At 57.4% G+C, this 17,963-nt stretch carries 12 protein-coding genes, 1 pseudogene and 2 riboswitches; of the genes and pseudogenes, 3 read left to right on the plus strand and 10 right to left on the minus strand.

Annotation, left to right across the window (positions count from 1 at the left end; translation table 11 throughout):
* Positions 1-846: 846 nt before the first annotated feature.
* A pseudogene (thiC, locus tag D3H35_RS10045) lies at positions 847-2,609 on the minus strand (phosphomethylpyrimidine synthase ThiC).
* A gap of 338 nt (positions 2,610-2,947) precedes the next feature.
* Positions 2,948-3,053: riboswitch (TPP riboswitch) on the minus strand.
* Positions 3,054-3,297: 244 nt separating this feature from the next.
* Here thiC and D3H35_RS10055 point away from each other — a divergent pair.
* Entirely contained in the window at positions 3,298-4,785 is a 1,488-nt protein-coding gene (locus D3H35_RS10055) for an ABC transporter substrate-binding protein (protein ID WP_147355805.1), read from the plus strand.
* Positions 4,786-4,988: 203 nt separating this feature from the next.
* Here the strand turns inward: D3H35_RS10055 and D3H35_RS10060 are convergent, their stop codons facing one another.
* The 5 genes from D3H35_RS10060 to D3H35_RS10075 all read right to left on the minus strand — a co-directional run bounded on the left by D3H35_RS10060 (position 4,989) and on the right by D3H35_RS10075 (position 8,943).
* The gene (locus tag D3H35_RS10060) at positions 4,989-5,624 is read right to left on the minus strand and encodes a YcnI family copper-binding membrane protein (protein ID WP_119148954.1); all 636 of its coding nucleotides are present in this window, start codon (positions 5,622-5,624) and stop codon (positions 4,989-4,991) included.
* Positions 5,625-5,739: 115 nt separating this feature from the next.
* Positions 5,740-6,423: a response regulator gene (locus D3H35_RS10065; RefSeq protein ID WP_119148955.1), complete on the minus strand. Its 684-nt coding sequence runs from the start codon at positions 6,421-6,423 to the stop codon at positions 5,740-5,742.
* The gene (locus D3H35_RS32220; RefSeq protein WP_233567852.1) at positions 6,420-6,845 is read right to left on the minus strand and encodes a sensor histidine kinase; all 426 of its coding nucleotides are present in this window, start codon (positions 6,843-6,845) and stop codon (positions 6,420-6,422) included. Before D3H35_RS32220 ends, D3H35_RS10065 begins: the two co-directional genes overlap by 4 nt.
* Positions 6,806-7,261: a histidine kinase gene (locus tag D3H35_RS32225; RefSeq protein ID WP_233567853.1), complete on the minus strand. Its 456-nt coding sequence runs from the start codon at positions 7,259-7,261 to the stop codon at positions 6,806-6,808. The genes D3H35_RS32220 and D3H35_RS32225 overlap by 40 nt, the downstream gene beginning before the upstream one ends.
* Before the next feature lie 23 nt (positions 7,262-7,284).
* Positions 7,285-8,943, minus strand: a complete 1,659-nt coding sequence (locus D3H35_RS10075; protein ID WP_119148956.1) for a copper resistance CopC/CopD family protein — start codon at positions 8,941-8,943, stop codon at positions 7,285-7,287.
* Positions 8,944-9,097: 154 nt separating this feature from the next.
* Positions 9,098-9,247, plus strand: a riboswitch (cobalamin riboswitch).
* Between the two features lie 175 nt (positions 9,248-9,422).
* Between D3H35_RS10075 and metE the strand changes: the two genes are divergently transcribed.
* Positions 9,423-11,711, plus strand: coding sequence for a 5-methyltetrahydropteroyltriglutamate--homocysteine S-methyltransferase (gene metE, locus D3H35_RS10080; RefSeq protein ID WP_119148957.1), 2,289 nt, complete (start codon positions 9,423-9,425; stop codon positions 11,709-11,711).
* A 557-nt stretch (positions 11,712-12,268) separates the two neighbouring features.
* Here metE and D3H35_RS10090 read toward each other — a convergent pair.
* From D3H35_RS10090 to pxpB, 4 genes are all read right to left on the minus strand, one after another.
* Positions 12,269-12,667 (minus strand): gamma-glutamylcyclotransferase family protein, encoded by a 399-nt coding sequence (locus D3H35_RS10090; protein WP_233567854.1) that lies wholly within the window; start codon positions 12,665-12,667, stop codon positions 12,269-12,271.
* Entirely contained in the window at positions 12,664-14,757 is a 2,094-nt protein-coding gene (locus D3H35_RS10095) for a putative bifunctional diguanylate cyclase/phosphodiesterase (RefSeq protein WP_119148961.1), read from the minus strand. Before D3H35_RS10095 ends, D3H35_RS10090 begins: the two co-directional genes overlap by 4 nt.
* Positions 14,758-14,866: 109 nt before the next feature.
* Positions 14,867-15,640 carry a LamB/YcsF family protein gene (locus tag D3H35_RS10100; protein ID WP_119148962.1) on the minus strand — a complete coding sequence of 258 codons (774 nt, stop codon included), beginning with the start codon at positions 15,638-15,640 and terminating at the stop codon, positions 14,867-14,869.
* Positions 15,641-15,644: 4 nt separating this feature from the next.
* Positions 15,645-17,420: a 5-oxoprolinase subunit PxpB gene (gene pxpB, locus D3H35_RS10105; RefSeq protein WP_119148964.1), complete on the minus strand. Its 1,776-nt coding sequence runs from the start codon at positions 17,418-17,420 to the stop codon at positions 15,645-15,647.
* Between the two features lie 129 nt (positions 17,421-17,549).
* Here pxpB and D3H35_RS10110 point away from each other — a divergent pair, with 129 nt between their 5' ends.
* Positions 17,550-17,864 (plus strand): hypothetical protein, encoded by a 315-nt coding sequence (locus D3H35_RS10110; RefSeq protein ID WP_119148966.1) that lies wholly within the window; start codon positions 17,550-17,552, stop codon positions 17,862-17,864.
* Positions 17,865-17,963 lie beyond the last annotated feature (99 nt).

A 17,963-nucleotide genomic window follows, 5' to 3' on the forward strand; every position in this document is an offset into this window, starting at 1 on the left:
CGGTACCTCATACCACTGTTGAGCACTCGTTCACACTTTCCGCCGAATGTACGGTACCTCATACCACTGTTGAGCGCTCGATCGCACTTTCCGCCGAATGTACGGTACCTCATACCACTGATGCGGGCTCGTTCACACTTTCCGCCGAATGTACGGTACCTCATACCACTGTTGAGCGCTCGTTCACACTTTCCGCCGAATGTACGGTACCTCATACCACTGATACGCGCTCGACCTCACTTTCCGCCGAATGTACGGTACCTCATACCACTGATGCGCGCTCGACAGCACTTTCCACCGAATGTACGGTACCTCATACCGATGTTGAGCGCTCGACCGCACTTACCGCCGAATGTACGGTACCTCATACCACTGATGCGCTCTCGACCGCACTTTCCGCCGAATGTACGGTACCTCATACCACTGTTGAGCGCTCGATCGCACTTTCCGCCGAATGTACGGTACCTCGTACCACTGTTGAGCGCTCGTTCACACTTTCCGCCGAATGTACGGTACCTCATACCACTGATGCGCGCTCGACCGCACTTTCCGCCGAATGTACGGTACCTCATACCACTGATGCGCGCTCGACCGCACCCGCTTTCCGCCGAATGTAAGGTACCTCATACCACTGTTGAGCGCTCGTTCGCACTTTCCGCCGAATGTACGGTACCTCATACCACTGATACGCGCTCGACCGCTCGACCACATTGAAGTAGGAGCTGTCCCTATTGTCTTGCAGACCTTTTGGAATAGCTCCTTTCTTCTGGTGTCCTCCATATGCCGGGCCAGCGGCGCGGCTAGCGCTTCCGACCCGACGACGATCAATGCGCAGCATGCGTCCGGTCAAGCATAAATCCGGCTTCCCGAATCCTTGAACGATTCCGCCTTCTCCTTCATCCCCTCCTCGATAGCTTCTTCCGTCTCCAGCCCGTGCTCGGCGGCATAATCCCGGATGTCCTGCGTAATGCGCATACTGCAAAATTTCGGACCGCACATCGAGCAAAATGCGCCGATTTCGCCGCTTCGGCCGGCAGCGTCTCATCGTGGTACGACATCGCCCGCTCCGGATCGAGCGACAGATGGAACTGGTCGCGCCAGCGGAACTCGAATCTCGCCTTCGACAGCGCGTCGTCGCGCAGCTTCGCCCTCGGATGCCCTTTGGCGAGATCGGCGGCATGAGCGGCAATCTTGTAAGCGATAACGCCGTCCTTGACGTCTTCCTTGTTCGGAAGGCCCAAATGCTCCTTAGGGGTTACGTAGCAGAGCATTGCCGTTCCGAACCAGCCGATCATCGCCGCTCCGATGGCGGACGTAATATGGTCGTAGCCCGGCGCAATATCCGTCGTAAGCGGGCCCAATGTGTAGAACGGAGCTTCCTTGCACAGCTCCATCTGGAGATCGACATTTTCCTTGATGAGATGCATCGGAACATGGCCCGGCCCCTCGATCATAACCTGCACGTCGTGCTTCCAGGCGATATGGGTCAGCTCTCCCAGCGTCCTTAGCTCCGCGAACTGGGCTTCGTCGTTGGCGTCGGCGATCGATCCCGGACGAAGGCCGTCCCCGAGCGAAAAGGCGACATCGTATGCTTTCATAATTTCGCAAATCTCTTCGAAATGAGTGTAGAGGAAGTTCTCCTTGTGATGAGCGAGGCACCAAGCCGCCATGATGGAGCCTCCGCGCGAGACGATTCCCGTCACTCGCTTCGCCGTCATCGGTATGTAGCGCAGAAGCACGCCCGCATGAATGGTGAAATAGTCGACGCCTTGCTCGGCTTGCTCGATCAGCGTGTCGCGGAATACTTCCCAGCTCAGATCCTCCGCCTTGCCGTCCACTTTTTCGAGCGCTTGGTAAATCGGAACCGTGCCGACCGGCGCCGGAGAGTTCCGGACGATCCATTCGCGCGTCGTATGAATGTTTTTTCCGGTCGACAAATCCATAATCGTGTCCGCTCCCCATCGGGTCGCCCACGTCATCTTTTCGACTTCCTCCTCGATGGAGGAGGCGACGGCGGAATTGCCGATGTTGGCGTTGATCTTCACGTGGAATCGGCTTCCGATAATCATCGGCTCGGTTTCTGGATGGTTGATGTTCGCCGGAATGATCGCGCGGCCGCGGGCGACCTCGGAACGTACGAATTCCGGGTCCATCCCTTCCCGTATGGCGACGAACTCCATCTCGGGGGTAATAATCCCTTGGCGGGCATAGTGAAGCTGCGTAACGTTGCGCCCCGGCTTCGCCCGGAGCGGCTTGCGGTTCAACCCTGGAAAAAGCTCCGCTCCCTTGAGGCTCGCCCTTTCGATCGTGGAAAAGCCGTTATCCTCCGGCTTCACCTCCCGACCCTCGTACGTCTCCGTATCGCCGCGTTCGGCAATCCAGCCGCTGCGCAGAGCGAGCAGCCCTTGCCGGACATCCGCCGTATAACCTTCGTCCGTGTACGGACCGCTCGCGTCGTAGACGGCGATCGGCTCGTTCGGCTGCGCCGAGCCATCCCTTCCTTCGCTGTCGGCAAGAGCGATTTCGCGCATCGGAACCCGGATATCTTCCCTTGATCCCATCACATACGTTTTGCGGCTGCCCGGCAGCGGCGTCGTCAAAATCGGCATAACGAAAAACCTCCCGTGAACATTCGATTGGATTCGGAATGTCCCCTAGATGGCCTCTGTACGGATATGGACTTACATGCGCGGAGCTGCCGAAAAGCGGCTGCCTTATTTCGCGAAGCTCCTTTCACCTTGCGGACGCTTGACGCCGTACTCGCATTTCGAATACGGGGAAGCTCCCGGCGCTCCTACGAAACGATTCCCCGCCGACTCCGCCAATAAAACGGAAACAACGAAAAGCCGCCCCATAGGGAGCGGCCTGAGGTGTCGGGATACGGAACGGACGAACGGAATGCATGCCCGTTGCCGGGCGAGCACACCGTTCCTCCTGCCTATCGCTGACTCGCACAAGTCCACTTTCCTACGCTGGCATGACCCAGATCAGGTTCAGAGGGACCAAGGCGGTCTGCCTTATCTCAGCCCTTGCGGGCGCCCCTAGTGGAATTCCTAGTCAGACTTTACCTGTGATCGATACGTGCTGTCAAGACGTTTTTCGGATAACAAATCGGTCATATGGGACAACGCCGCACAACTTCCGCTCATCCGATTGCTTCGAAAGGGGAGTCCTTAAGAAAAAATTAATATAATCTTTAGCTGGAATTAATGCCCTAGAAATGCAGATTAGCGACAATGTTATGGTACAATCATACATATTTAGCCATAATATTTCCAATGTTTGAGAGAAAAGGGAGTGGATGAATTGAAGGTTTTCCACAGAAAGCGCCTTACGGCTCTGTTCGCTTTATCGGCGACCCTCATGATGACGGGCTGCAACATAGGCGGGACGGAGAACAAATCCGAAACTGAGAAAGCGACTATCAAAGTAATGTATTATGACGAAAGGTCGTTCTTCGACCAATTCGGCATGCTCTATTCCGCTCTTCATCCGGAAGTCGAATTTCAAATCGTCACCCAGCAGTATAACAATAGCGAGCCCGGAAAAGACTTGGAAGCGGAAATGACGAAATTCATCGATGAGAATAAGCCCGACATCCTATTTCTGTCGTCGGAGCAATTGACCAAATACGGGAACGACGGCAAGCTTCTCGAACTCGACTCCATGGTTGAGGACAAGAAATTCAACAAAGAAACCTTCATTCCCGGCTTGATCGATTATTTCAAGGAATTGGGCGGAGGCAAGCTTTACGGACTCACCCCCAACTACTACAGCCAGGTTCTCTACTATAACAAGGATTTGTTCCAAAAGTACTCCGTAGATCTTCCGACGGACAAGATGAGCTGGGAGCAAATGCTCCAACTTGCCCAACGGTTTCCTACGACCGGCTCCAAGGAGGAGCGGGTTTACGGCTTGAGTCTCGGCTACAATAGCGATCCATATCAATTCGGCAGCATGATCGGAGCCTCCAGCAACCTTAACTTCGTCAACCCGACTACGGCGCAAGTTACGATCAACACCGACGCCTGGAAGAAGACGTTCGACCTAGCCTTTAAAGCGTTAAAATCGGGAGCGCTTCATACCCAGGATCCATCCGCTCCATCGGCCACTTCATCTTATGAGGATTATCTGCTTCAGGATCCTTTCGTTGCCGGTAAAGTAGCGATGAAGTTGGAAGGCAATTATTTGATCGATCAGATCAAGCAAGCCCAGCAGCAAGTCAAAGACAAAGCGATCAAAAATTGGGACATGGTAACCGTGCCGGTCAATCCTCAAGCTCCCGATAGCAGCCCTAACGTCGGACTCAGCCAATTTTTTGCCGTCAGCTCCCAGAGCGCCAATGCAGATGCGGCCAAAGAGTTCCTTCAATACGTGATGAGCGACGAGTATGCGAGAGTGACCTCGAAGCTGAACCGCGGCAATCTGCCGGTAAGAACGACCTATTACAAAGACGACGAAGGACATAACATGAAGGCTTTCTATACTTTGAAGCCGACGGAATCGACCATCTACAAAAATTACGACAAGCTTCCGTCCGATTTTCTCATGCAGTTCATGACCATTGCCCAGCAGGAGCTAAAGTCGGCGTTCGACGGCCAGATTACACTGGATGATGCGCTGAACAACGCGCAAACGAAGGGGCAAGCCGCGCTGCTGCAAGGACAAGCCCAGCAGAAGGACAAGGAAGCTGCCGCTCCGGCATCCGGCCAAGCGAGCGCTCAGTCATCCGTCCAAGCCGGCGTTCAAGCGGAAGCATCCTCCAGCTCGGCGGAAGCCAAATAAAGCGACAGTCTGCTGACAAAATGAACAATAGGCAATCCCTAAGCCGTTCGGCCTTGGGATTGCCTATTGTTTTGGCGGCACTTTTCTGTTCGATGCATCGCGGACCGTTGCTGCCCCCATTTGCCTCCTCCGATCCGGTTTTGTGAGAATAAAAAAACCGTCAAAGAGCGGATCAATCGCTCCTTGACGGTTTTCAATATTCGTTACGCCCGCTTGCCGCCGCGGCGAAACAGCGCTACTAAAAGCGCCAGAACGCCAGCCGCAAGTCCGGCAATCGCTAGAGACAGCGTGAGAGTGTCCCGATCCGAGCCGTTATCTCCGTCGTCATGAGCTGCGCCGCTCGCGCTTCCTGCGGCTCCGTGGCCGTCGGAGCCCTCGACCTTCGCCGTCACGGTCGTTACGGATGCCGGCTTCTCGGCGTCCGCAGCGCCCGTCCATTCGACGACGCTGTTATCGGCGTACGTCTGGTACGATTTCCAGACAAGCTCTTTCGCCTCGTCAGCCACTTTCCCCTGGAAGAGGAACTGCCCGAATTCCGTCGCGGACAAGCCTTTGCCCGTCGATTTCCAAGTGACGGATACGATCTTGCCGTCTGCGTCCTTCTCTAAATCATAGGTCCAATCCGACTTCGGCTCGAATCTCGATACCGTTACTTCGGCTGGAACTTCAATTTTCACCTGGGTTGTGGCGACATCTTTTTCCGTCGGCACCCGAAGCGTGAACACTTGATAGGAGCCAGCGGCTACCTCTTGGGGCTGTACGGTGACATGCGCGCTTGCCAGCCCCGCTCCAGCGATTGTGAACAATAATACCAATAAGACGACCAGACTTTTTTTCAACTCCGACTCCTGCCTCTCGCTCTATTTATTTTTCATAATTCGAGTATAGCTTGAGCCGGAATCTCGCGCATGACTCGAAAGAGTCAGTCCGGACAAAAAATATCGGCCGGGGCGATTACTCGCCCTCGACCAACCCTTGCTCGTACGCATATCGAGTCAATTGAACCCTGTTGTCGAGATGCAGCTTTTGCAAAATGTTCTTGAGATGGTTTTTCACCGTATGCTCGGACAATCCGAGAACGGCTGCTATTTCGCGATTTTTTTGCCCTCTTGCGACCTCCTGCAAAATGCCGCGTTCCCTCGGAGTCAGCCCTTCCTGCATAACCGTGCCGTCTTCTCCCCGAGCTCTCTCCGAAGCCGACGCCGGCTTTCGTCCCGAAAATTCCCTCAGAATGGACAGCGCCAAATCGGCGTTGAGCGGAGCCTCGTCGAACGCCACGCCTCGCAAATAGTCTCTCCACGCGGACGGGTTCAAGTTTTTAAGCAGATAGCCTTGCGCCCCTTTTTTGAGAGCTTCGAACAGATGGGCCGCATCGTCGGATACGGTTACCATGACGATTTTGATAGGAGGATGCCTCCCCTTAATCGTCTTGACCGCTTCAAAGCCGCCCATTCCCGGCATGTTGATGTCCATCAGGACGAGGTCCGGCAGCAGCCGGTCGACCAGCTCTATCGCTTCTTCCCCGCTTGCCGCCTCGCCGACGACCTCCATATCCGGCTCGGCCCCGACGATTTCCGACATCGCCTGCCGCGCATGCCGATGGTCGTCCGCCAGCAGCACTCGTATCGGACCGTTCATCCCTGCTTCTCTCCCCGCTTCACGATTTCCACGACCGTTCGGCCGCCCCTCCGCTCGGCCGTGAACGACCATCCCATCCCGCGCGCCCGGTCCCTTACCATGCGCAGGCCGAACCGTCCGGGAGCTTGCAGCGGATCTCCGGCAAAGCCGACCCCGTCGTCCTCTACCGCGCACCGGAAGCCGCCCGAATCGTCGGTTTCGCCGACGACGAGCACATGCGCCGCCTTCGAATGCTTCCGAACGTTAATAAGCGCCTCCCTCAAGCAAGCGTGCAGCTCGACCTTCTCCTTCTCGGACATGCTCCGGTCCGGAATCGACCACCGGAATTCGGCCTCCGCCTCGGTTACCTGCGCGGTTTCCCCAAGCAGCTCCCTGAGCGGGACTACCCACGCCGAGACGGCAGTCGTAGGCGGCAACCGCAAATTCGCAATCGCTTGCCTGACGTCCTCGTGAACGACTCGTACCGTTTCCCGCAGCTGCGAGGAAAGCTCCATGACCGGGCCTTCGGAGCGATCCGGTCCAGCTGATCAAGCTTTACCGCGAGCAGGAACAGCGATTGCGCAATGCCGTCGTGAAGCTCGCGCGCAAGCCTCTCTCGCTCTTCGAGAGCAGCGCTTAGCGTTCGTTCCGCCTGAAGCGCAACTTGCGAATGCTCCAAATGGGAGAACAGCCCCCGCACAACGGTCAACGTAACAGCCAGCACGATAAACGGTGCGAGAAGATTTCCGAGATCCATCGTCATATAAGGCAATAAGAACGCATGGCGCACGTATTCCCACAGTCCGATCGTCAGCGTCGGAATGAGCAGGATGAGCCACTTGATTTTGCGATTGAACATCCCGCTCCTCCTTTCCCGAGCCGCTAATAAACCCGGAACGTCGTTTCTCTCACCAGCTCGGTGCCTTTCGAATCCGTTACGCGAATTTGCGCTTTCCATTCTCCTGCGAACGGCATATACGGACCTTCGGCTTCGAATGCAAACTTCGCATATTCCGGAAAGCTGTCCATTTCGTCGTCTTCGAACGCTTTAATCGGAACATCGATAAACCCGACATCCTCGCGCCCCGCAGGCAATAGCCTCAGTTGGACCTGCTTCGGATTTCCGAGCGTCTCGGGCAGCCACACCTTCAAAATATAGGAGTTGTCCCCCGGCGCGTTGGGAGTGACCCGCAGCGTCACGTGCAAATCGGCGCCCATCTCATGATAGTGAAGCGGTTCGTTGGCCGGAAGCGGCGTTTGATACGTCAAAATTCCAATCGTCAATACGATCGCAGCCAGCAAGCCGACGTCCGCTTTCAGCAGCCCGTTCGGCGGCAAATCCCCGCGTGCGAGCCGTCTTCGGATGAGAAAAGCGGCAATGGCGACCAGCAGCGAAATCGCTGCCTTGGCAATAAGCCATTTTCCCCAAGCGGTGTAGAACAGATAAGCAAGCGACGGCAAAAAGTCGAGCGTAGACAAAATGCCGGTTACCCACAGCACGAGGAATGACAGCAGCGCCCAGCGGGAAAAGACGAGCGCAAACCTTCCGGCTTCCGGCCTTTCCTTGCGCCATACGACATACAGAAGGATAAGCCCCCCTGACCAAAGAGAAGCGGCAACCAAATGCACGTAGTCAAGACCAACCGTATAGATGACGGGCTTGAAAACAGAAGCGTGCCCCGACCAAGCCTCTACGAACAGCATGACGGCTGTCCAGAACAGCCTTGCCGCCAGCCCGATTCCGCCGACGAGCGGCGCCGCAAAGCCAAGCAGGAGCGTAGCCGCGTAAAGCCGTCCCGTCGTCGTATCCGTCAAAATATCCAGCCAGGCCGACACCGGCTCTCCCCTCATCAAATCCATCATGCTGATGAACACATAGGCGAGCGCCGCAAGCAGCATGAACTTGCCCGCTATATCAATCGCCTTGTCTCTGGCTTGCTTTAACGTTTCGCTTGGGCTGCGCTGGACGCTCCATAGGAGCAGTCCAGCGAACACTAGCAGCGCCGCATAATAAACGATTCTCGCGGCATAGAGCAGGAATAGCCGGTCGGTCAGCGCCGTACCGCCGTGATCGTGGCTCGAATGTCCTACCTGCTTGTGGGGATCGAGCTGGCTCGCGTCCGGAAGCGGAGCCGGATTTCCTACGGTGAACACGTAAGCCCCCGAAATGGGATGACCGTCCTCCGAGATAACCGAATAAGAGACGGTGTAGTGTCCTTCCCCGAGCTTGGGCAACGGAATTTGCAGCCCTTTGCCCTGCTCGATACGCTCGGGATCCCTGCCGCCTGCGACCTGCTTGGACAATTCGTCAAGCACGAACAGCTTCGCTCCGCCCGTATCCAATCTTTCGTTGAACACGATCCGGACGGCTTCGGGGCTCGCGTCCATGCGAGCGTCCGCGGAAGGCTCCGTCTTGGTAAGCGATGCATGCGCGCCGGCCGTCGATGCTCCGGCGAACAAAATCGCCCCTATCGCAATTAATCCTAAAATTAGCCAAGCAAATCTGTGCGTTCTCCATTGTCCATTCCATGGCTGGATCATTAATAAGTACCTTCTTCCGCGTCCAAGAGTCCTATTCGAAAGGAGCCAAACAACTCCATCGTAACTGAAAGAAATAGTCTCTTCAACCGAACCTTCCGTGACGAAAGCGGTATTGCATATGTATACATTGTTATGTATACTTATTAAGCCAACCGCATAACTAATGAATGAAGGCACCGCAGCCGAAGAAATTCGGCGGTGAGCGGTTTAATAGGAAAGCCGGTGAGAATCCGGCGCGGTCCCGCCACTGTAAGAGGAGTCGTCTCCTCCAGCCAGAGAAGCCTGCCTTTATTCATTTTAGCCACGGAACCTACGGTAGATAGGGATTTTCCGGCATTTACACGCTTATTTGAGTTTTTCAAAAAGCATGTTTGCCCTCCCCGAACCGACGACAGGAGCGCAAGGATGCTTTTTTTTGTTGCCCTCGTCACGGCTCAGGCAGGCGGTTGATTTTATGGAGGGAAAGGTGTGTTGCAGCAATGGCCAACGTCTTAACGGCCGGATTGGGCTACCCGAGAATAGGGGAGCAACGGGAATGGAAAAAAGGATTGGAGCAGTTCTGGGCGGGCAAGCAGGATGAGGAAGCTTTCCGCAAGGAAATGCGGGAGCTGCGGATTCGCCGCTTGCTTCGGATGAAGGAATCGGGAGTCGCTTTGCTGCCTTCCGGCGATTTCACGCTGTACGACTCTATGCTGGACCATATCGCGGCATTCGACCTCGTTCCCGAGCGGTTCCGCAAATTTGGAGCATCCGACTCTCTTGCCGTTTACTTCGCCATGGCTCGCGGCAAAGAAGGAGCGCCCGCGTGCGAAATGACGAAATGGTTCGATACGAACTACCACTATCTCGTCCCCGAGCTTGCCTCGAAGCCGCAGCCGCGTTTGGCGTTCAACCCTTGGCGCGATGCATTCCTGGAAGCGAAAGAAGAAGCCGGATTGACGACGCGTCCCGTGCTGATCGGACCTTATACCTTCGTCCGACTTGCAAAAGGAGTTGCCAAAGGCGAATTCGCGAACGTTGTCCGTTCTTACATTGCGGTCTACAATGCCGTTTTGGCCGAGCTGGCTCAAGCGGGCGCCGAGTGGGCTCAGCTGGACGAGCCTTCGCTCGTAACGGATGTTCCCGAAGAGCATCTGGCTCTGCTGCATGAAATATACGATGGCTTAAAAACCGCCAATCCCGGCTTGAAGCTGCATTTGCAAACGTATTTCGGCTCGGTCGAGCATGCCGAATCCGTGTTCGCGCTGCCGGTCGACGGAATCGGACTTGATTTCGTTCGCGGCGGAGAAGAAAATCTAAAAGCCGTCAAAACGGTCGGATGGAGCACGGGCAAAAAGCTCGGCGCCGGAGTCGTTGACGGCCGAGGCATTTGGCGCGTCGATCCGGACCGCGCTCTCACTGTGCTGGAGGCGCTTGCCGCTCTCGTTCCTGCCGGAGACTTGATCGTTCAGCCGTCTTGCAGCCTGTTGCACGTTCCTGTCACATCGAAGGTAGAAACGTCGGGCGATCCCGTCGTTCGCGAATCTCTTGCATTCGCAGACGAGAAGCTGCAGGAGATCGTCTCGCTCGCCGAGGCTTTCGAAGCTCGCCTCTCCGGCAACGGCGCGGCCGCTTTGCCTGCCCGCTTGGAAGAAAACCGCACAGCGCTGGAGGCGCTTCGCAACCATCCGGGACGCCAGCGCGCCGCTCAAGCTGCTACAGCAGATGCTTCTTCCGCCCGCGCCGCATTCGCGCAGAGACATGTCCTGCAACGAGAGCGCTTTAAGCTTCCGCTGCTGCCTACGACGACGATTGGCTCGCTTCCGCAGACGGCCGAAGTGCGCAAAGCGCGTCTCGATTGGCGTCGCGGCAAGCTGTCGGAGAACGACTACCGCTCGCTCATCAACGGCTTGATCGAAACATGGATTCGCCGTCAGGAAGAGCTCGGCATCGACGTGCTCGTACACGGGGAATTCGAGCGCACCGACATGGTCGAGCATTTTGCCCACTTGCTTGACGGGTATTATTTTACGTCCAACGGCTGGGTGCAGTCTTACGGCTCCCGCTGCGTGAAGCCGCCGGTTATATTCGGCGACGTCGTCGACCGCGGCCCTATGACGGTAGCCGAGACGGTATACGCGCAATCGCTCACCGACCGTCCGGTCAAAGGCATGCTGACAGGTCCGATTACGATGCTCGCCTGGTCGTTCTACCGCGACGATCTGTCCCGTCGGGAAATCGCCGAGCAGATCGCCCGGGCTCTCGATGCCGAAGTGCTGCGCCTGGAAGCGGCGGGCATTGGTATGATTCAGGTCGACGAGCCGGCACTGCGCGAAATCGCGCCGCTCAAAAAATCCGAATGGCCCGCCTATCTGGATTGGGCGGTCGAAGCCTTCCGCACGAGCGTGTCCGGCGTACGCAACGAGACGCAAATTCATACTCATATGTGCTATTGCGATTATCACGAAATCATCGATGCGGTTGAAGCGATGGACGCCGACGTCATCTCTCTTGAGACGTCCCGCAGCCACGGCTCGCTGATCACTGCGCTTCACGATCAGCCGTACGGCAACGGCATCGGTCTCGGCGTCTACGACATCCACAGCCCGGTCGTACCGGAAGTAAGCACAATGCTCGATGTCATCCGCGATTCTCTCGCCGTCGTTCCTGCCGACCGCCTGTGGGTCAATCCCGATTGCGGATTGAAAACGCGCGGCGAGCCGGAGACGATCGCAGCCCTTCAACGGATGACCGAAGCGGCCGCTTTGGCCCGTCAGTCTCTCCAATAGTTTCGCAAAAAAAAGGATTGAGCGCCTGCTCAATCCCTTTTTCATTCGAACACACCCCATGCGGCAATTGTACGGGAGCTATTCCCCCTGCTCAGCCAATCCCCCAGCCAACCGCCGAATGTACGGCACCTCTTCCCACTATTCCGCCGTTCCGCCTGCCGACCGCTGAATGTATGGTACCTCTTCCCACTGTTCCGCCGTTCCGCCTGCCGACCGCTGAATGTATGGTACCTCTTCCCACTGTTCCGCCGATCCGCCTGCCGACCGCCAAATGTACGGCACCTCATCCCACTGTTGCTCCGATCCGCCTGCCGACCGCTGAATGTATGGTACCTCTTCCCACTATTGCGCCAATCCGCCTGCCAATCGCCGAATGTATGGTACCTCTTCCCACTATTGCGCCAATCCGCCTGCCGACCGCTGAATGTATGGTACTTCTTCCCCCTACTCAGCCGATCCGCCAGCAAACGGCCGAATGCGCCTCTCCCCGCAATAAAACCAAAGAACAGCGCCAAAGTCCAATAGACCGTTGACGCTGCCCTTTTTCGCTGCATGCATTATTCGTTCTTCCTCGCCCATACCGACACCCAGCATTCGCTGCCCGCCCAAGGGTATCCTCGCGTATCCGCCCATACGTAGACCCATCCCGACAATGCGGGGTCGGCCGAGTCGGTCATCCACACCCGCTCGTAGTCATTGGCTTCCTCGATGCCGACGAAGCCTTCGAGCTCGTCCAGAACGGGCAATCCTGCGCGGCGAATGTCCACCCACAGGCCGCGAACCGTATGCTTATCGTCCTGAACCACAGCCGGGTATTCCCCAACATCGACCAATCGGCCCCGAACGCTTCCCGGTACGCAGGCAAGCCAGAAAGGCTCAATAACCCCATGATTGCTCAGACCGGGAAGGAGGGAGCCGTAAATGAAGAGACGTTGGCTGCCGTTCGTATGCATCATATCGCGGCTTCCTTCGCAAACAAACGAACGAACATATCAGGAGCTACCGGCTTGGAAAAATAATACCCCTGCGCTTCCTGACACCGCTGCAGCTTCAAAAATTCCACCTGACCTTCGCTTTCGACGCCCTCAGCCGTTACTCTCAAATTCAGGTTGCGCGCCATCGCCGATATACCCGACACGATAGCCGCATCGTTGCGGTCGCTGAGCACATCGCTCACGAACGAGCGATCAATTTTCAGCTTGTCGATCGGAAACCGCTTCAAGTAATGCAAAGAGCTATAGCCCGTCCCGAAATCGTCGATGCTGATCCGAACGCCGATGTTCTTCAGATTGGCCAGCATATCTACGGCAAAAGCGACGTCGGCCATAATGCTCTCCGTTATTTCAAGCTCCAGCCATTCCGGCTTCACGTCGGCTTCCTGCAGCGTCTTGCGAATCCGATCACACAGATCGTGCTGACGGAACTGCCGGATCGACAAGTTGACGGACATTATGATCGGAGGGTAGCCTGCCAATTCCCATTCTTTCATCTGACGGCAAGCTTGCTGCAGCACCCATTCTCCAAGAGGCAAAATAAATCCGTTCTCTTCACAAATCGGAATGAACTCGGCCGGAGAAATTTCCCCACGCTGCGGATGATGCCAACGGACCAGCGCTTCCGCGCCGACCAGCTTGCCGCTTTCCAGATCGACGAGCGGTTGGTACACGAGACGAAATTGATCGAGCTCCAAGGCAATTCTCAAATCGTTCTCGAGCAAGAGCCGTTCCTTAGCTCTCAAATTCATGTCCGGGGTATATCGCGTCCACCCGTTCCGCCCTTCTTTCGCCCTGTACATAGCGGTGTCCGCGTTCTGCAGCAAAAGATCGAGGGACGAGCCGTCGTCCGGATACAGCGCCATACCGACGCTTCCGGTCAGATGAAAGGCGGATTGCCCAAGCTTGATCGGGGTATCGAGCAAGCTCACGAGCCGATCCGCGGCCGATTCGGCCGCCCGCTCGTCCGGTACGCCGGGAAGCAGAATCGTAAACTCGTCGCCCCCCATTCGAAAAACGTTTTCCCTCCGATCAGAAAATTTTTCGAGCCGCAAGGCCACTTCCGCGAGCAGCTTGTCTCCGAATGCGTGCCCCATAGAATCGTTGATCGTCTTAAACCGATCCAAGTCGAGCCACAGCAGCGCGAACCGATGATGGCCGAGCCGGGCCCGATCCATCTCCGACTGCACCCGTTCCTTGAACAGCCGTCTATTCGGCAGTCCCGTCAGCTCGTCGTGATAGGCGAGAAAATGAATTCGCGCTTCCGCTTTCTTTTGCCGCTTGAACGGCTCTTCGATCAGCACATAATAGATGCCTTTAAGCAAATGGTAGTAACCGGCAAGCTTGAACGCTTCGGACAAAAGCATGTGAGCGTCGTTCGCGCCCGCCGCCATCTCCAGCTTCGAGAACAGCAGCCAGACGAGCGCCTGGACGATCGTCAGCATCGCTTGGGGACGTTCTCTGCGGTGCCGGTACAAAATAATGGCGATGGTCGCCGCATACAAGGTAACGACGGCTCCTTGCACGAACGGCCGCAAGGCGTCGATCCACGCCGTGTTCCAGTTGTTCGCCCTGAACACCGCCAAGCTGACGAGCGACACGACCGCTACAAGTGCAGCTAGCGCATATAGCCGCGAACGCGGCGAGACCGGTTTGTTGCGCAGCGAAAAAATAGCGAGCAAGCCCGCCGATCCGAACAGCTGCGATATCCACCCTAACGCGATCATTGGCGATTCGCCGGCAGCCTCCCGGTATAACGGCATTCCGTAAGCGCTAAGTCCGTGAAGCAGGTCGAACACGCCTATCGCCGCGAACAAGGCCGCGATCATAAGACGCTGCCTGCATAACGTCGGCACGAATATCATCCAGCCGAAAGCGAGCACGGCGACGCAAATGGCGAAGCCTACGATCTCCATCGCCAATTGAAACGTCGTCTGGTCCAGGGCGGCGACCCATTGATCCAGCCAAGCCCCGTTCCACTGCAAAATGGCAAATAAAAGAGATGCCGCAAGGATGATCCAGCCAGTCTTCATTTCCGCTCGATTCATTAACATAGGAAGGCCTCCGCAAATCGGTAAAAGCTGTTGCTTAGTCCTTTTCAACACGGATCGTCATTTTCCTGCTTGCTAACCATTATTAGCCATTGCTTCGCCAATAAATGACTTATTTCCGGGGAAATGAGGTCTTTATTCCGGCTGCTTCCAGCCCTTGCTTCAATTGTCTGGCCCGCTCCGCCGCGTTCGCCGCGTCTCCGTGCAAGCAGATGGTTTCGGCTCGAACCGCAGCCCACGATCCGTCAATGGCAACCGATCTCCCTTCTTTCACGATGGATACCGCCTGGCTGACGGCTCGTTCCGTCTCTTCTATGACGGCTCCGGCCAATTGGCGAGGCGCAAGCCGTCCATCCGGCAAATAAGCCCGATCCGCAAATCCTTCCGCCACAAAGCTCACACCTTGCGACAAAGCCGCCTTTTCCAAAAAAGTGCCTGCCGGGCCGAAAAGAAGCAGCGACGAGTCGACGGAACGGATTGCTCTCGCAATCGCTTCGGCGATTTCCGGTTTCGCCGACGCCATATGATACAGCGCGCCATGCGGCTTGACGTGACGGAGAACTCCGCCGGCGGCCGCAACGAAAGCTTGAAGCGCTCCAATCTGATAGACGATCCAGTCCGCAACTTCTTCGGGGGACGCCGCCATTTCGCGGCGGCCGAATCCGAGCCGATCCGGCAGGCCCGGATGCGCTCCGATCGACACTCCCTTCGATAGGCAGCGCTCAACTGTCCGTCTCATCGTGTGCGCGTCTCCCGCATGAAAGCCGCATGCGATATTGGCGGACGAGACGACTTCCAGCAGCTCGCCGTCGCAGCCGAAGTCGTACAAGCCATACCCTTCTCCGATATCCGCGTTCAGATCGACGGTTAATGGCCTTTGAGTCATCTCTTCACCTCGCTGATGATATTCGTTCCATGTCCGCTCTTATCTTCAAAAGAACCCCTGCCTTAAGCTCCGCCAATTCCCCGTCCGCCCGCCGAGCTTCCTTCGCCGCTTCTTCGCGATTCGTCGGAACGAAGCGGACGAGCGCTCCCGGAGCGGCCTGGCCGAGAAGCGGCAAATCCGAGCCGATAACATGCGCCAGCTTCGGGTATCCTCCGGTAGGCTGGCATCCTGCCCCTAGAATGATCGGCTGCCCACCGGGAGGCACTTGAATCGTTCCTGCGGCAACTCCGTGGGAAGACAGCTCGACGGCGGCTTCGATTCGAAGGGGGCTTCCCTTAAGCCGTATGCCCATCCGATCGGAAGATACGTCGACACGGTAAGGCTGCTCGAACAGCCTTGCCCGCGACTCGGGAGCGAACCTTCCCCATTCCGCTCCGCGGAGCACGCGCAGCGAAATGGCAGAGGCGCTTCCCGGGTTTCCTTCCGAAAAGCTCCCCTTCCGAACCGTTGACGCGCTCCAAGGAACCGTTGTCCAAGCCCGGTCCTCTCGGAGCGACTTGTTGCGAAGCCACTGGTGCAAGATGTGCGACTGCTCGGACAGAGCTCCGCCCTGAAGCCGAGTCCCGCGCTCAAGCGGCTGGCCGCCGACGCCTCCGATTCGCGCCCTTACGTCGGTGCTTCGGCTGCCCATAACGACCGGAACGTCGATTCCTCCGGCGATGGCCAAGTAGGTTCGGCACCCGGCGCTCATGCTCCCGAAGGAAATCGTCGCGCCCGCGCGCACCCAAACCGGACGCTCCGCAGGCAGCCGCTCCCCGTCAATGCTCGCAGCGGACAGCCCCCCGCTGACCGCAAGGACCGTGTCCCGCTCCACTCGGAAGGCTGCGCCGACGAGAGTCATTTCCAGACAGGCGGCTTCCTCGCCGTTGCCCGCCAGAATATTCGCCGTCCGCAGCGCAATCGAATCCATCGCCCCTCCGACGGACACTCCCCATGCCTGCCAGCCCGGCCTGCCCAAATCCTGCACCGTCGTCAGCAGCCCGGGGCTGACGACGGTTAAGACGGCTGCGCCCTCGCCTTCCGCCTCCTGCTCCCTAGCATTCGCAGACTGCGGCTCGTCCGCAGCGTCCAGCTTCGCCGCCGGAACGAAACGAACCCGATCGCCGGGCGTCAAAGCGAACGGCTCCTCCTCGCCGGGTCGAAACAAGCGCTCGTCCGTACGTCCGACGATTTGCCAGCCTCCGGGCGAAGCAACCGGGTAGATGCCGGTCTGCCCGCCCGCAATGCCGACGGACCCGGCGGGCACCCGCTTCCGGGGCGTCTCGTGACGGGGCTGCGCCAACGCATCGTCCAAGCCCGACAAATAAGGAAAGCCGGGGGCGAACCCGATCATCGCAACCTCATAGACCGTTCCCGAATGCCGCTCTATGAATTGCTCCTCTGTCAGACCGCATCTTGCGCAGCAGGCTTCCAAATCCGGCCCGTCCTCGCCGCCATAACGGACGGGCACGGTCAGCGTGCGCGGCTCCGGCAGCTCCGCCCCTTCGCAAGCGGCGATTCTCTCGGCCAAAGCTGCCGCGGCTTCCTCCGCCGGCGAAGCTCCGCGGCAGTGGACGGCGATCGTAGCGTAGCCGGGAACGACGTCGCCGATCCACGGCACCTTCCACTGCCGAATTTGCGCCGCCAAGGAAGCCATGCTCGCTTTCGGAACGACTCGTTCGTTCCAAGCGAACAAAAGCGCACGATCGCCAAGATGCCGAATGAACATCCCGTTCGCCATGTTTGCCGCCCCCTTTTCCCCGATTCGATTGCATCCTGCCTCTTCGAACCTATACAATATCTAATATCGGTCAATCGGCTCGCAAGCCGTTGCCAAAAAATATCTAATAGCAGCGGAGGAACCAACTGCGTGGACACTTACGAACTTGCCTCACTATCGGTCGCCCAAGGCTCCGAAGCTCTTCCGATCTCATTCTCCCGCGCGAAGCTGATGGTCGTCTCCGACTATGGGACGCGCCTGTGGTTCATCGACGTCGAAGGCGTCGCGGACGAGCAATTGCTGCAACGGTTCGCCGTTTCCGAGGAAATCGGCGTTTCCGTAAAAGCAACGACGATCGGAGGACGCCGGCTGGAAGGACACGGCTTCTTCCATCCGAATCCCATTCATCGCGCCGCCGCCATTCGCGGCAACGGCGAGCTTGAAGGCTACGGCAATCCGGCCTGAAGCCCGTTATGCCCTTCCTTTGCTCGGCAACGAAGGCTGCCCCGGGAACAGAGATTTTGTCTGTCCTTGGCGCAGCCTCGTTGTCTTTGCCGATGTTGG

The organism is Cohnella faecalis (assembly GCF_003570905.1).
Taxonomy (GTDB): Bacteria; Bacillota; Bacilli; order Paenibacillales; family Paenibacillaceae; genus Cohnella; species Cohnella faecalis.

Bases quoted from the DNA above. Each gene is read 5' to 3' on its own strand.
- D3H35_RS10065 (WP_119148955.1), bottom strand. From the start codon at position 6,423: ATGAACGGTCCGATACGAGTGCTGCTGGCGGACGACCATCGGCATGCG.
- D3H35_RS32225 (WP_233567853.1), bottom strand. From the start codon at position 7,261: ATGTTCAATCGCAAAATCAAGTGGCTCATCCTGCTCATTCCGACGCTG.
- D3H35_RS10075 (WP_119148956.1), bottom strand. From the start codon at position 8,943: ATGATCCAGCCATGGAATGGACAATGGAGAACGCACAGATTTGCTTGG.
- metE (WP_119148957.1), top strand. From the start codon at position 9,423: ATGGCCAACGTCTTAACGGCCGGATTGGGCTACCCGAGAATAGGGGAG.
- D3H35_RS10090 (WP_233567854.1), bottom strand. From the start codon at position 12,667: ATGATGCATACGAACGGCAGCCAACGTCTCTTCATTTACGGCTCCCTC.
- D3H35_RS10095 (WP_119148961.1), bottom strand. From the start codon at position 14,757: ATGTTAATGAATCGAGCGGAAATGAAGACTGGCTGGATCATCCTTGCG.
- D3H35_RS10100 (WP_119148962.1), bottom strand. From the start codon at position 15,640: ATGACTCAAAGGCCATTAACCGTCGATCTGAACGCGGATATCGGAGAA.
- pxpB (WP_119148964.1), bottom strand. From the start codon at position 17,420: ATGGCGAACGGGATGTTCATTCGGCATCTTGGCGATCGTGCGCTTTTG.